Annotated in this window: 13 protein-coding genes and 1 pseudogene; 6 read left to right on the top strand and 8 right to left on the bottom strand. The window is 62.7% G+C overall.

The genetic code is table 11. The annotated features are described in order from the left end of the window. Window position 1: 1 nt before the first annotated feature. From AC3A6I_RS14080 to AC3A6I_RS14060, 5 genes are all read right to left on the bottom strand, one after another. The gene (locus AC3A6I_RS14080; protein WP_487544342.1) at window positions 2-1,321 is read right to left on the bottom strand and encodes an ABC transporter substrate-binding protein; all 1,320 of its coding nucleotides are present in this window, start codon (window positions 1,319-1,321) and stop codon (window positions 2-4) included. 141 nt (window positions 1,322-1,462) lie between these two features. Then, window positions 1,463-2,299 carry an IclR family transcriptional regulator gene (locus AC3A6I_RS14075; RefSeq protein WP_487544341.1) on the bottom strand — a complete coding sequence of 279 codons (837 nt, stop codon included), beginning with the start codon at window positions 2,297-2,299 and terminating at the stop codon, window positions 1,463-1,465. Window positions 2,300-2,473: 174 nt separating this feature from the next. Continuing rightward, window positions 2,474-3,220 (bottom strand): class I SAM-dependent methyltransferase, encoded by a 747-nt coding sequence (locus tag AC3A6I_RS14070; protein ID WP_487544340.1) that lies wholly within the window; start codon window positions 3,218-3,220, stop codon window positions 2,474-2,476. Between the two features lie 217 nt (window positions 3,221-3,437). Further along, entirely contained in the window at window positions 3,438-3,722 is a 285-nt protein-coding gene (locus tag AC3A6I_RS14065) for a putative quinol monooxygenase (protein ID WP_487544339.1), read from the bottom strand. A 23-nt stretch (window positions 3,723-3,745) separates the two neighbouring features. Further along, window positions 3,746-4,126, bottom strand: coding sequence for a nuclear transport factor 2 family protein (locus tag AC3A6I_RS14060; RefSeq protein WP_487544338.1), 381 nt, complete (start codon window positions 4,124-4,126; stop codon window positions 3,746-3,748). Window positions 4,127-4,204: 78 nt separating this feature from the next. On the opposite strand from AC3A6I_RS14060, the pseudogene AC3A6I_RS14055 reads away from it, so the two are divergent. Both AC3A6I_RS14055 and AC3A6I_RS14050 read left to right on the top strand, forming a co-directional pair. After that, a pseudogene (locus tag AC3A6I_RS14055) lies at window positions 4,205-4,336 on the top strand (TetR family transcriptional regulator); the annotation flags it as partial. Window positions 4,337-4,571: 235 nt separating this feature from the next. Continuing rightward, entirely contained in the window at window positions 4,572-4,781 is a 210-nt protein-coding gene (locus AC3A6I_RS14050) for a hypothetical protein (protein ID WP_487545055.1), read from the top strand. Window positions 4,782-5,110: 329 nt separating this feature from the next. On the opposite strand, the gene AC3A6I_RS14045 is transcribed toward AC3A6I_RS14050, so the two are convergent. From AC3A6I_RS14045 to AC3A6I_RS14035, 3 genes are read right to left on the bottom strand one after another with little or no spacing between them, the layout of a single operon-like run. After that, window positions 5,111-5,998 carry a dienelactone hydrolase family protein gene (locus AC3A6I_RS14045; RefSeq protein WP_487544337.1) on the bottom strand — a complete coding sequence of 296 codons (888 nt, stop codon included), beginning with the start codon at window positions 5,996-5,998 and terminating at the stop codon, window positions 5,111-5,113. Window positions 5,999-6,000: 2 nt separating this feature from the next. After that, the gene (locus tag AC3A6I_RS14040; protein WP_487544336.1) at window positions 6,001-7,086 is read right to left on the bottom strand and encodes a Gfo/Idh/MocA family protein; all 1,086 of its coding nucleotides are present in this window, start codon (window positions 7,084-7,086) and stop codon (window positions 6,001-6,003) included. 1 nt (window position 7,087) lies between these two features. Continuing rightward, a complete protein-coding gene (locus AC3A6I_RS14035) occupies window positions 7,088-8,110 on the bottom strand; it encodes a Gfo/Idh/MocA family protein (RefSeq protein ID WP_487544335.1) in 1,023 nt (340 codons plus the stop codon). Window positions 8,111-8,357: 247 nt separating this feature from the next. Here AC3A6I_RS14035 and AC3A6I_RS14030 point away from each other — a divergent pair, with 247 nt between their 5' ends. The 4 genes from AC3A6I_RS14030 (at window position 8,358) to AC3A6I_RS14015 (ending at window position 12,860) form a co-directional block, all read left to right on the top strand. Next, window positions 8,358-9,632, top strand: coding sequence for an ABC transporter substrate-binding protein (locus AC3A6I_RS14030; RefSeq protein ID WP_487544334.1), 1,275 nt, complete (start codon window positions 8,358-8,360; stop codon window positions 9,630-9,632). 96 nt (window positions 9,633-9,728) lie between these two features. After that, window positions 9,729-10,694, top strand: a complete 966-nt coding sequence (locus tag AC3A6I_RS14025; protein WP_487545032.1) for a carbohydrate ABC transporter permease — start codon at window positions 9,729-9,731, stop codon at window positions 10,692-10,694. Continuing rightward, complete coding sequence (locus AC3A6I_RS14020; RefSeq protein WP_487544333.1) at window positions 10,684-11,760, top strand: carbohydrate ABC transporter permease; 1,077 nt, start codon at window positions 10,684-10,686, stop codon at window positions 11,758-11,760. Before AC3A6I_RS14025 ends, AC3A6I_RS14020 begins: the two co-directional genes overlap by 11 nt. Continuing rightward, window positions 11,760-12,860 (top strand): ABC transporter ATP-binding protein, encoded by a 1,101-nt coding sequence (locus tag AC3A6I_RS14015; protein ID WP_487544332.1) that lies wholly within the window; start codon window positions 11,760-11,762, stop codon window positions 12,858-12,860. Before AC3A6I_RS14020 ends, AC3A6I_RS14015 begins: the two co-directional genes overlap by 1 nt.

Genomic DNA, 12,860 nt, shown 5'->3' with positions numbered 1-12,860 from the left:
CTCAGGAATTCGCTGCGGTGGCGAAGCGGTAGGCGTCGAGGAAGTCGAAGATGGCGAAGTAGGTCTTGGCCTGGTCAAGGAGCGCCTTCTTGTCATCGGCGAGCGTCTTGCCCTCCGCCTGCTTGATCAGGTCGTCGGACTTCACGCGGTAGTCTTCCATCGTAGTCCAGATCGCGGCGGCCCACACGATGTCGTCGGGCGTGGTGTTAGCGTTGGTCAGGATGCCGTTGGCCACGTATTCCTTGATGATCGAGCCCCAGGCGCTCTTGTAGTAGAGCACGGAGCTCTCGTCCTTGAAGTAGGTGTTGCCGGCTTCAAAGGGCGCGAAGGGATGGAGCGAGTCGACGGTCGCCTTGAGGCCCGCGGCATCGAGATCGGTGCCGGCGACGCTGTTGAGATAGGGTGCCTGCAGCTCGAACAGCGAGGGGTCCTTCTGCACCGCATCGATGGTGCGCCAGACGACCGACATGAAGCGCAGCACCGTGTTGGGGTGAGCGTTCACGTAGTCGGAGTTGGCGCCGATGCCGACGATGGCGACCAGCGGAGCAACCGGCGAGGCGGCGCCGCCCGGCGCGAACTCGTAGAGATCGCCGATGCCGAGGATCTTGGTCCAGCCGGCCTGCTCAAGCGTGTAGACGACCGGCGCGCCTTCGGGGTTGAGGAAATCGATCTGGCCGGACTTGGCCAGCACCAGGGACTTGGAGTCCTCCAGTACCTGGGTGTTCCACTTGGCGCCCGAGAACTGGGCAGCGGCATCGGTGAACGGCCGGTTGGAAAGCTGCGGTGGGGTAACGAGGGTCTTGCCCTCCATGGGCGCCAACGCCAGCTTGATCGCTTCGTCGAAGGATTTGCCCTCGTTGATGTAGTCGCGGAACGACTTCAGCCCCAGCTTGGGATTGGCCATGATGGCCATGCCGAGGAACGTGTCAGTGAAGCCGATGCACTTGAGCTTATCGGTGGTCTTGTAGGTCGGCAGCATCAGCGGGCAGTACTGGCTGGCGATATCGACCTGGCCGTTGAGCAGCAGAGCGGTGCCGTTGGTGTCGTTGATCTTCATGCCCAGCTCTTCGGGCCCGATCGTGATGCCGACATCCTTGAACCAGCCCTTCTTCATGGCGATCACGTAGAAGGTGTTATCGGCGAAAGGGCGCATGCCGAAATTGACGCGCTCTTCAGGGATATCGGTGCCTGGCTCGGCGGCCGGCGCCTGGAAGGTGCTCTGGGCCACGGTGGCGGGCGTCAGCGCCAGTAGCGTTCCGCTCGCTAGGGCTACACTCATGGCTGCCCGGATTGCGAGCCGGACGGTATTCTTGATCAACATCGGTGTTCGACTCCTGCGTGTTCTGCTAACAGAACGATGGACTACACAGAGAATGATGTGAGCCAAAGCGATCGCGCGTGTCAATCGACTCGTCGACCAAATAGGCAGAACGTCGAAGTGCTCAAACCATGAGCACGGTCGTCATGAGGGGAAGCTTGCCGGCGGTTTGGCGAGGATGGCACGGTGAATATCGGCGACCGCAGCCTGCATTTGCTCGGTTATGCCCGCTTCGTGCGGCTTGATGTCGGGTAGAAAACCCAACGTGCACACAAGATAGAGCACGTCGCCCTCACGATCGAAGATCGGCAAGCCGAAGGCCATCATGCCTTCGTAGTGCTCGCCTATGCTGCGCGAGTAACCGCGCTCGCGGGTCTGCTGGATCTCGAGAGCCAATCGCTCGCGTTCCACGATCGATTCCGAGGTGTAGCGGTGCGGCTCCCAACTCGCGAGCCAGGCGTTGATCTGCACTTCATCCTGCCAGGCGAGGTACGCTCGGCTCTGCGCTGGAGCGTCCTTGGGGAAGTGAAATCCGACCGGGTGCGACACTTCCATCGATCGGGTAGCAGTGAAGTTCTCGATGGCTACGAAAGTGTGGTCGGGTTGCGGCTGCGACAGAAGGCACGAAAAGCCTGTCTCGGCCACCAGCCGTGCCAACCGCTCACGAATGCGTACGAGGAGGGGCGAACCTAGCAGTGATCCGCCACTGGCTATCAGGCCGGAAGAAAGCTGGTACGTCTTATGACGCTCGTCGAACTTCAGCCAGCCTGCACTACACAGTGTCTTCAGGATAGCGTGGCAATGCGACTTGGTGATCGCCAGCGACTGCGACAACTCAGCGAGGCTGGCCGAGTGCGGCGCATGCTCGTTCAAGAAATTGACGATAGCAATGGCGTTGGCGACGGCGGGAACAAGCCGGCGTGGCTGCTCCTCGTGCGCCATAATCGAGGTTCGGTCGAGCAGATCGCTGATTTGGGGCAAAGCACTATTTGGGTTCGTGATTGCCGATACATGGGAGAAAGCTCGCAGCGGCGCAAGGTACCTCTGTATTGAAGCCAACCGGAACGGTCATCGTCCCATAAATATGACTCGAGCCCTTTGTTCCCAATTGGCCCGCGCGTCCGACAGGCGTGAATGGCCGGTTGTGGCCCAAAGCTACGCGCGGGCAACCAGAGTGAAGAACCCGGGGATCGTCGTGTTCGACGGATCCGGATGCTCTTCCAGTCGCAGCGGCGCGAAACCTGCCTCTATGACCGCTGTGAGAACTTCACCGAGGGTCCAGAACCGGTAGCTGCACTTTCCGAGAGATGGACTGCCCGGCACTGGGTTCGGGACGTCCGCTTCGACTAGATCGGTGTGGAAGTAGTCACCTGGCCCGTCCGCCCAGAATACCTTGCGCTGGACCGGATGAAACTCGTTCAAGATCAGAGTGCAGCCGTTCGCCGCGAGCAGACGCATCACCGAGAAAAAGCCAGCGAGGTCTTGATGGTAGTGAAGGATGCCGAGCTCAAGCACGAGCAGGTCGAAATCGTGGTTTCGCCCCACGCCGCCGCCCTCCATGACATCGCAGACGGTGTAGTCGAGTACAACGTCCGCCGCCTCGGCCAGGGCTAGCGCGAAGCGACGGTTTTCCTCTGAGAAGTCGATGACCGTCACCTGGGCGCCGAGTCTTGCAAGGGCAACCGCCACGCGACCGTGGGAGCCCTGGATATTGCAGATGCGCTTGCCTTCCACCGCTCCGAGATAGGGCAAGATCCGGCGCAGTACGCGCTGCGGATCGGCGACGATCCTCGCCGCCTCCGCTTCGGTGCCCCCGAAGGCCGCTAGCCACGCGTCAAATCGCTGCGCATCCCATGCGCGTCGGTTCGCTTCAGTGACCTCGTTTACCGCTTCGCTCGCCATCGATTGATTATATCTGCTGTCCGAAGGTCCGCAATTGCTCCCGAAGCGGACCTCTCGGCAATGGGACTTATCGCGCCCTTTCCAGATGTTCCGACACCATCTGGAAAACCCCGGATTCGCTCGGCTAGAGGGTGGTCGGTCACCAGTTCCACGACCACCCCCTGCGCACAATATGCGGCAGGCCATGACGGCTTGCCCGATGGAGGCGACGGAACTCTCAAAATGGCTTCTCTGCCTTCTCGCTCCGGTAGACGCTCACCTCGGCGATACCCCGCTTCACCCCCGGTGCCTTTGCGATCTTCCGCCAGGCTTTCCATGAGTTTTCGTCGCGCCAGATCTCGAGGATGTTGCTGCGTTCGGCGTCGACCGGGTCGACGCTGATGGCGAAGTCGATGCAGCCGTCCTGCGCCCGCGCCCGTTCCACCATCTGCGCGAATGCGGCAACATTGGAATCGCGTTCGGCGGTCGTCTTCGCCCGTGAGTGGCCTGCAATGATGATCATCTCTTCCTCCTTGGTGTGATTGGTCATTCGGGCAGAGGCGCTAGCCGACCCGGCACCTTCGCGTAGGCGAGTGCCTCGGCGATGCGGCCCTTCTCGACACGGACCAGACTGACGCCGCGCAGCGACTCTCCGTCGCCAAAGTGGTAGCGCCATCGAGTGATTGCGCGATCACCCATCACCACGGCGTCCTCGGGCTCGAAGTAGTTGACGCGATCCGCCATCATGGCCTGCCAGAACTTGAGGTTCGCTTCGTACCCTTCGTAACGCGTGCCGTTTGGCGCAGGCTGGATCGACTCCATTACGCAGTTTGGAGCAACAAGGTCCTCCAAGGCAGAAGGGTCATTGTCTGCGAATGCTTGGTTAAAGCGGCGCAGTACCTCGGCGGTTTCTTCGGTGGTGATCATTTCTCATCTCCTTACGAACAGACAGGTCTGTCTGTCTATGTCGTTGCTATAGACAGACCTGTCTGTTAATGTCAACCGATGAGAGTGAAAACTTTACCAGCCGTGCCAGAGGAGGTTTCTCCCCGGCGGCGGCTCCTCGATACTGCGACGCGGCTCTTTTATGCGGAGGGGATCCGCGCGGCAGGCATCGACCGCATCATCGCGGAAGCAGGCGTCGCAAAGGCGACGTTCTACAACCACTTCCCATCGAAGGACGACCTCGTCCTTGCCTATATCGAAGAGCAGGACCAGATCGGGCGCGACGCGGTTGCGGCGTTCCCTAAACAGGAGCCTCGCAAGATGATCGCCGCGATTGTCGGTCGCATCAGCACGGCGGCTGTCGCGGGGGACTTTCGGGCTGTCCGTTTCTCACGCGGCAGCCGAGTACCCGAACCCCGAGAGTCCGGTGCGGCGCGCTATCGACGCGCGGCGCACTTGGTACCAGGGCGTCCTCCGCCAGCTGCTCGTCGCGGATGGCGATCCGACGCCCTCGGTTACCGCATCGCTGCTCGTCGCACTGTCCGATGGCCTCCTAGAGATTGCCTACCTCGATGACGCCAAGGCTGTGCCGTCCCTCCTCCAGGAAGGGCTCGCACTGCTGCTGACCCCCGGTTGATCCCATGGCGTCATTGATGCCGATAACGTTGGGGCGACCACACATGGTGCACAGCGGACATGGCCAGCCCAAGATTTCTTACCCACAGCGGACCCTCGCCATTTCACGTGGCAAGGCAATCCAAAGCTAACCCAAAGGTAACCTGAAGCCACCGATGGAGGGTATCGCGAAGCACGACATAGCCGTTGACTTTCGCGCCTAAACGGGGAGGTCAAATTTTTGCAGGTTTCCCTCTCGCCTTGACGGCCGTGAGAGGAGTCAAGCGGTGGGCCATTCGGATATGCAACCTTGGTTGCCCCCCCGCACATCGAGATTGAGGGAGTATTTCGCTAAACCGTGAGCCTTGCCGAGATAAAGGCATACGCAGTCTTGCGCATCTCACCGGTAAATTGGTGGCCGCCCGGGTACATACGTAAGGCCAACTCCCCCGTCGGGAATGCGTCACGCGCGTAGTCGTAGATAAACTGCGCATTGCTAGACCAGACGTCCTCCGTGGTGGCCTGGATCAGTAGCGCGCTGGGGGCGACGAGGCGCACGATGTCCTCGATGTCGCCGTGCTGCATGATGGCGGGCACGCAGAACTCGGCCTGGACGCCCGACTCGTGGCGGAGTGAGTTCTTGTAGTTGACGCAGCCGCAGTTGGAGACCGAGACACGGATGCGCCGGTCCCAGGCGGGGGACCACAGAGCCATGCGGCCGCCATAGGAATGGCCGATGAAGCCGATGCGGCTCGCGTCCACCTCGGGGCGGCTCACGGCATAGTCGATGCCGCGCGACATGTCGCTGAGGATCTTGGCCAACAGCGTGCGGCCCTGCACCAGTCGGGCGACAAGCTCGAAATATTCGGCATAGCCGCTCGGGCTCGACCAGTTGCGATCCTCGAAGGCGATGGCATCGGGGGCGATCACGGCATAGCCGCGCTGCGCCAGTTCAGCTGCATAGGCCTGGTCGGCATGGCCGGCGAGCCCCACCACCTCGCTCTTGCCGATATGGAATTCGGCATTGTGCTGGTGGTGGGCAAAGATCAGCGGCACCGGGCCGTCGCGACGGTCCGGCACAAGGAAATAAGCCTTGATGCGCTCGCCGGGTTCAACCGAGTATTCGACCAGCTCACGCACATAGCCATCGCACTGGACGGCTTCCAGTATCACCGGCTCGAGCGGGGCGGCCTTAGGAAGCGGCCCCAGTAGTTCGACCAGGCGGTCGCGGTCCAGCATGCTCAGCTCGCCTTGGCGAAGGTCTCGGGCAACCATGAGTGATACAGCGGATGGTCGGGTCGGATCGGCAGCGCGGCCGGTTGGCCGGTACGGGCCGAGTGGTAGGCGGCGGTGACCAGCTCCAGAGAACGGCGGGCATCGGTGAGCGTCACCGGCAGTTCACCGCCGGTCACCACGGCTTGGTGGAACAGCTCGAACTGGCGGGTGTAGCCATCCTCAGTCTGTTTCACTTCGGCCAGCGCTTCGTCGATCCGCTTCTGCAGGGTCTCGTCGTTGGTGGTGAATGTCCACGGGTCGCGCGACATGGTGTAGGGCTCGAGGATGCTTTCAGCGACGAGATTCTCGTAACAGAAGCGCAGCCGCGAGATCTCCTGGCGCGAGCCCAGCGTCATCGAGAGTGTTGCGAGCGAGCCATTCTCCATGCGCACGGCGGCCGCGACATTGTCCTCGACCTCGATGCGGTTGACGAGCGTCGCATCGAAGGCGAACACGCTCCTCGCCGCCCCATGCACGTAGTTGAGCATGTCGTGGGCGTGGATGGCGTGACCGAGGAAACCGCCACCGAGCTCGGTGGCCCATTTGCCGCGCCATGGCACTTCGTAATAGGCGGCGGGGCGCCACCAGTGCGTCTCGATGGTGGTCATGAACGGCTTGCCGGTCAGCCCTTCGGCGACAAGGTGCTTCAGCTTTTGCAGGCCCATGCCATAGCGGTACTGGAAGATCGGCATGTAGCTCCGGTCGGTGTTGGCGACGACCTTTTCCATCTCATCGACTTCGGCGACCGAGCCGAAGAGCGGCTTTTCGCAGATCACGTGCTTGCCGGCGAGAATGGCGGCTTTCGACTGCTCGAAATGCAGGTTGGGCGGGGTGGCGATGTCGATGACGTCGATATCGTCACGCTCGAGCAGGGACTCGAAGCTCTGCGTGTATTCGAGGATATTGAATTCGGCGCAAAGCGCCCGGCCGCGCTCCTCGTCGAGCGAGCACAGGGCCTTGACCTCGAACAGATCGGGCCGCCAGCGATAGCCGATGAGGTGGCGGCTTTGGATGCCGGCGCCGACGAGGGCAACGCGCAAAGGTTGTGCCATCTCAGTTCCCCTTCTGCGCCGGCCGCAGCCGTATGGCCTGCCGCTGCGCCTCAAGCGCGAGGCGGGTGGTCTCGAAGACATGGTGCTGGCTCATCGCTGTCTCGGTGCGGTTCTGCACGTCGGCGATGAACTTGACGAAATAATCGAGCGGCTCATTGCTGGCATCGATATACCGTGTCGTCGCGCCATCGGCGATGAACAGGTGATTGCCGCCCGGACGGCCGGCGATATCGACATATTTGCGCAGCTCGATATAGCCCTTGGTGCCGAGAATGGTGAGGCGGCCGTCGCCCCAGACGGGCAGGCCATCCGGGGTGTACCAGTCGACACGGATAAAGCCCGATGCGGTGGCAGAGCGCACCAGCATTTCGCCAAAGTCCTCGAAGTCCGGGTATTCCGGGTTGGCGAAATTGCCCACGCTGGCCGCGACGACCTCGGCGGTGGTCGAGCCCGTGTAGAACAGGAACTGGTCGACCTGGTGCGAGGCGATGTCGTTGATGATGCCACCGATCGCCCTAGGCTCGAAGAACCACGACGGGCGGACCGGGCGATTGATGCGGTGCGGTCCAAGCCCAACGGTTTGCACCACATCGCCTATCGTGCCGTCCATCACCAGCTTGCCGGCAAGCACGGCCGAGGGGACGCAAAGCCGCTCGGAAAAGCAGATCGAGTAGATGCGGCCCGTCTCGGTGACGGTGCGCCGGATATCCTCGAGCTGCTCGAGGCTGGCGCAGCCGGGCTTGTCGGCCATCACGTCCTTGCCACGCTTCATCGCTTCGATGGCGACCGGCCCGCGATCGACGGGGATGGCGGCCGTGCAGATGACATCGATCGACGGATCGTCGAGCAGCTTTTCGCGCGGAACCTCGGGAATGTCGGGGAATTGCTTGCGGAAGCCATCGAGCACTGCAGGATCGGTAGTCGCTGGATCGAAGCCGACGCATTCGGCGCCGGCGGCGCGCAGGCCGCGAACGTGGTCGAAGATATGGGCATGGTCGAGCCCGATTGCGGCGAAGCGCAACATGGCAGTCTCGTTTCGTTGGCTGGCGGCAGAGCGCCAAGAGAAGGGTCGTGCGAGGCCATTGGCATTCGCTGGTCTTACCAAACACCAGGCAAACATCGCCCGTCAAGTCGCCGCAAGAGACCAGATCTCCTTACGTATCCGGTATATCGGCTTATACTTTTGGCCTATGCGAACCAAGCTTGACAGTTTGGTCAGACCATACCTAGCGTTGTCCTCTAGGGGCTTGGGTGCCCTTGGAGGGAACATTATGCAACGCTTCAACGGTCTGCTCGCGATGCTGGCCACGTCCCTGCTGCTCGGTGCCTCGGGTGCCGTGGCGCAGGATCAGGTCGAGCTCCGCTTTTTCTGCACCAGCGACACCGGCGGCTGCGACGTCTGGAACGAGCTGCTGACGAAATTCACCGAGACCAATCCGACCATCCACGTCACGGTGGATCATCTGCCCTACAAGGCCGAGTTGGAGACGCTGCCCGTGCAGCTTGCGGCGGGCGAGGGCCCCGATATCGCTGCGGTGACCGACCTTGCTGGCCTCAAGCGCTACTATCTCGATCTCACGCCCTATGTAGATACGGCCAAGTTCGAGGCGGACTACGCTCCCTCGCTGCAGTGGCTGCGCGGTGACGACAAGGGCAAGGAAATCTACGGCTTCGGCTCGAGCCTGACTGTGGGCGGCGGCTATATCAACAAGACGCTGTTCGAGCAGGCCGGCGTCGCCATTCCGGCCGAAGGTGCGACCTGGGAAGACTGGGTAACCGCGACCAAGGAAGTGGCGGAAAAGACCGAGACCCCCTACGCCATGTCGATGGACCGCTCGGGCCATCGCTTCGCTGCGATCGCCACCAGTTATGGCGCCCAGCTATTCGGCGAGGACGGTCGTCCAGTGGTCGATGACGGCCTGCGCAAGGCGGCCAACCTGTTCGTGCAGTGGCACAAGGACGGGATCATGCCCAAGGAGCTGTGGGGGGATATCGGCGGTACCACCTATGCCGAGTTCTTCGACCAGTTCCGCAACGGCCAGACGGTGTTCAACTTCGCCGGCTCGTGGGCGCTCGGCCGCATGAGCGAGATCGGCGAGCTGTTCGAATGGCAGGCCGTGCCCTCGCCCTGTGGCGATGCCGCGTGTTCGGTGATGCCGGGCGGCGGTGCGATCGTTGCCATCAATACCACCAAGCATCCGGAGGAAGTGGCCAAGGTCATCGCCTACATGGCCCAGCCCGAGGTGATCGGCGAGGTGCTGGCGCGCACGGCCGAGATTCCGCAGAACGCCACGCTGGTGAAGACCGGGATCAAGTACCAGAATCTCGATGCCGCCCAGGCTACCGGCCTCGAGCTGTTCACGGCCCAGATCCCCAAGATCGCACCGGCCGCCTACCGGCTGCAGGGCTCGTCCTACATGATCGCCTATATCAACGCCTTCGCCGCGCGTCTGTCGCAGGCCATCAATGGCGAGCTGACCGTGGACGAGGCGCTGCAGCGGGTGGTCGATGACGTCAACCTCGCCATCGACTCTGCCGGCAAGTAACCTTCCCGTAGCTGACTCGAACCGGGGCGCCTCGCGCGCTCCGGTTCCGCTTTGAACGAGGCGGCATTGGCCAATCCTGCAACCTGGGCTCTCGGAATGGTCGGCGGCGTAATCGCCAGCCTGATCGAGCCGGCGATGAGCGCGATCCAGCGCCTGATCGGCATCCGCCGCATGCCCTGGCTCTTCCTCACCCCGAACCTGATCGCGGTGGCGGTGTTCGCTCTGTTCCCGGTGCTGCTCAACATCTTCTATTCGGTGACCGGCAGCGACCGGATCTATCCGGTCGACCGGCCCTTCGTCGGCGCCGAGAATTTCCGCATCCTCTTGAGCTGTGGCGACTACACGAACGTATCGACCTGCACGCGTGACCTGTTCTGGCGCGCGCTCTACAACACCGCGGCTTTCGTGCCGGTGCAGGTGATCGCGCTGACCGTGATCTCGCTGGTGACCGCGCTGGTGCTGAACCGGCCGATCAAGGGGCGCGGCTTTTTCCGCGCCATGTTCTTTCTGCCGGTAATGTTGTCGCCGGTGGTGGTGGCGTTGGTCTGGCGCTGGATTCTGCAGCGGCAGGGGCTGCTCAACGGCATCGCCGACGCGGCCGGCCTCGACCCGGTCGACTGGCTGGGCACGCCGTCGATGAGCTTTTTCTGGTCGGTGTTCGTCACCGTGTGGTCGCGCATGGGCTTTTACACGCTGATCCTGCTCGCCGGCCTGCAGGCCATCCCGCGCGACGTCTACGAAGCCGCCAAGATGGATTCGGCCTCGCCCTGGCGGGTGTTCTACAAGATCACGCTGCCGCTGCTGCAGCCGACCATCCTTGTGGTTCTTGTGCTCGGCACCATCGGGGCGGTGCAGACCTTCGACGAGCTCTATGTGCTCACTGGCGGCGGACCCGGCTCGGCGACGCTGCTGCTCATCCAGCACATTTACGAGACCGGCTTTGCGGCGAGCCCGCGCAATCTTGGCCTCGCTGCCGCCGCCTCGCTGCTGGTGGGCGTCGTATTGCTGCTGCTGACGCTACTGCAGTTCAAGTTCTCAGGGAAAAGCTACGATGGCCAGTGATCTCGCCGTGGCCCGGCCGGGCCTGCTCACCCTGCGTCGCGGCCGCAGGGGCCCGGACTGGACCGACTGGGTGAGCTATCTCTACCTGCTCATCGGCGTCGTTGTGATGCTCGGGCCGGTGGTCTGGCTCACCGTGTCTTCGTTCAAGAGCCCCGGGAACCTGTCGGAATTTCCGCCTACACCGCTGCCCTACGCGTTCCGCTCAATTGCCGTCGAGGGCTATGACAAGCCGCTCAACCTCTATGACGTCCGTCAGGAAGATGGCAGCGTGAAGCGGCTGGCGCAGGTGCGGCGGGTGGGCATCCAGGCGCAGATGGTCGACCCGGAAGACCCGAGTGAGCTGCTCAAGGTCTCGACGCGCGACGCCACGCCGGTGCGCGACCTTTCGATCAGCTGGTCGAACTACACCGACCTGTTCGAACCCTCGCGCAACATCAACATCGAAAAATACGCCTTCAACAGCGTGTTCATCACCGTGGTTGCGACCGCGATCACCCTGATCATCAACGCCATGGCGGCCTTCGCGCTGTCAAAATACCGCTTCCCCGGCCGCAATGCAGCGCTGGTCGCCATCCTCTCGACGCTAATGGTGCCGGCGACGGTGCTGCTCGTGCCGGTCTTCATCATCGTTGCCGAGATGGGGCTGGTAAACAACCTGTGGGGCGTGATCCTGCCCACAGTGGCGACGCCGACCGGGGTGTTCCTGCTGCGCCAATACATGCTGACCATTCCCGACGAGCTGATCGAGGCAGCGCGCATGGATCACGCCAGCGAGTGGCGTATCTTCTGGCGCATCATCCTGCCGCTCTCGGCGCCGGCGCTGGCGGTGGTGGCGATCTTCTCGATCATCTGGCGCTGGAACGACTTCCTGCTGCCGCTGATCGTGTTGAGCCGCGAGAACGTCTTCACGCTGCAGCTCGCCCTCAACTCGTTCAAGGGCGAGAACATCGTCCACTACGAGTACCTGCTGTCGATGACGGTGATGACGGCGCTGCCGGTGGTCTTCGTCTTCATCTTCCTCCAGCGCTTCATCACCAGCGGCATCGCCTCGACGGGAATCAAGTAATGGTCGGCCCCAGCCTCCAACTGAGCAACATCACCAAAAGCTTCGGCACTACGCAGGTGATCCGCGACGTGAGCCTTTCCGTCGAAGACGGTGAGTTCGTCGTCTTCGTCGGCCCATCAGGCTGCGGCAAGTCCACTCTGCTGCGCATCATTGCCGGGCTCGAGGAGGCGACGGGTGGTGACATCGCCATCACCGGCCAGCGCGTCAACGACGTGGCGGCGGCCGACCGTGGCGTCGCCATGGTGTTCCAGTCCTACGCGCTATATCCGCACATGACGGTGCGCGAGAATCTCAATTTCGGCCTGCAGAACATCCGGATGGCCAAGCCCGAGATCGAGCGGCGGGTGGGCCAGGCAGCGCGGCTGTTGCAGATCAACGAGCTGCTGGATCGCAAGCCACGCCAGCTGTCTGGTGGCCAGCGCCAGCGCGTCGCCATCGGCCGGGCGATCACGCGCGATCCCAAGATATTCCTGTTCGACGAGCCGCTCAGCAATCTCGATGCCGAACTGCGCGTGCAGATGCGGGTGGAGATCACCAACCTGCACGAGCGGCTCAAAAACACGATGATCTACGTGACCCACGACCAGGTCGAGGCCATGACGATGGCGGACAAGATCGTGGTGCTGCGTGCTGGCCGGATTGAGCAGGTGGGCAGCCCACTCGAACTCTACAACCATCCGCGCAACCGGTTCGTTGCCGGTTTCATCGGCTCGCCGCGCATGAATTTCGTCGAGGGCAGGGCGGGTGCGGTGAGTGCCGACAGCGTTGAATTTGTTGCGGACGAACTGCCGCCGCTGGTGCTGCCGGCCACCCGACATGCAGTCGCGGCCGGCGATTCATTGACACTGGGCGTACGCGCTGAGCACCTGAGCCTGGGTCAGGGCCCGTGGTGGGCCGAAGTGGAGGTGGCCGAACAATATGGCGCGAGCAGCTATCTGCATGGGCGCCTGCCGGGCGGCGCTGCCTTTCTCATGCATGAGGCGGGGCAAAGCACGGCGCGGCGCGGCGACCGGCTGCAGCTCACGGTGCCGGCCGAGCGCTGCCACCTGTTCGATGCGTCCGAGGCCACCGTGCCGGCGGGCGCCAATGTCGGGGTATGA

This window comes from Devosia sp. Soil_C_22 (genome assembly GCF_057657195.1).
This window is presented reverse-complemented; position numbering and strand designations above follow the sequence as displayed.

Excerpts from the sequence above, each read along its gene's own strand:
- AC3A6I_RS14045 (WP_487544337.1), bottom strand. The coding sequence starts at position 5,998 with ATGCTGGACCGCGACCGCCTGGTCGAACTACTGGGGCCGCTTCCTAAG.
- AC3A6I_RS14060 (WP_487544338.1), bottom strand. The coding sequence starts at position 4,126 with ATGATCACCACCGAAGAAACCGCCGAGGTACTGCGCCGCTTTAACCAA.
- AC3A6I_RS14035 (WP_487544335.1), bottom strand. The coding sequence starts at position 8,110 with ATGTTGCGCTTCGCCGCAATCGGGCTCGACCATGCCCATATCTTCGAC.
- AC3A6I_RS14070 (WP_487544340.1), bottom strand. The coding sequence starts at position 3,220 with ATGGCGAGCGAAGCGGTAAACGAGGTCACTGAAGCGAACCGACGCGCA.
- AC3A6I_RS14080 (WP_487544342.1), bottom strand. The coding sequence starts at position 1,321 with ATGTTGATCAAGAATACCGTCCGGCTCGCAATCCGGGCAGCCATGAGT.
- AC3A6I_RS14030 (WP_487544334.1), top strand. The coding sequence starts at position 8,358 with ATGCAACGCTTCAACGGTCTGCTCGCGATGCTGGCCACGTCCCTGCTG.
- AC3A6I_RS14025 (WP_487545032.1), top strand. The coding sequence starts at position 9,729 with ATGGTCGGCGGCGTAATCGCCAGCCTGATCGAGCCGGCGATGAGCGCG.
- AC3A6I_RS14015 (WP_487544332.1), top strand. The coding sequence starts at position 11,760 with ATGGTCGGCCCCAGCCTCCAACTGAGCAACATCACCAAAAGCTTCGGC.
- AC3A6I_RS14020 (WP_487544333.1), top strand. The coding sequence starts at position 10,684 with ATGGCCAGTGATCTCGCCGTGGCCCGGCCGGGCCTGCTCACCCTGCGT.
- AC3A6I_RS14040 (WP_487544336.1), bottom strand. The coding sequence starts at position 7,086 with ATGGCACAACCTTTGCGCGTTGCCCTCGTCGGCGCCGGCATCCAAAGC.
- AC3A6I_RS14065 (WP_487544339.1), bottom strand. The coding sequence starts at position 3,722 with ATGATCATCATTGCAGGCCACTCACGGGCGAAGACGACCGCCGAACGC.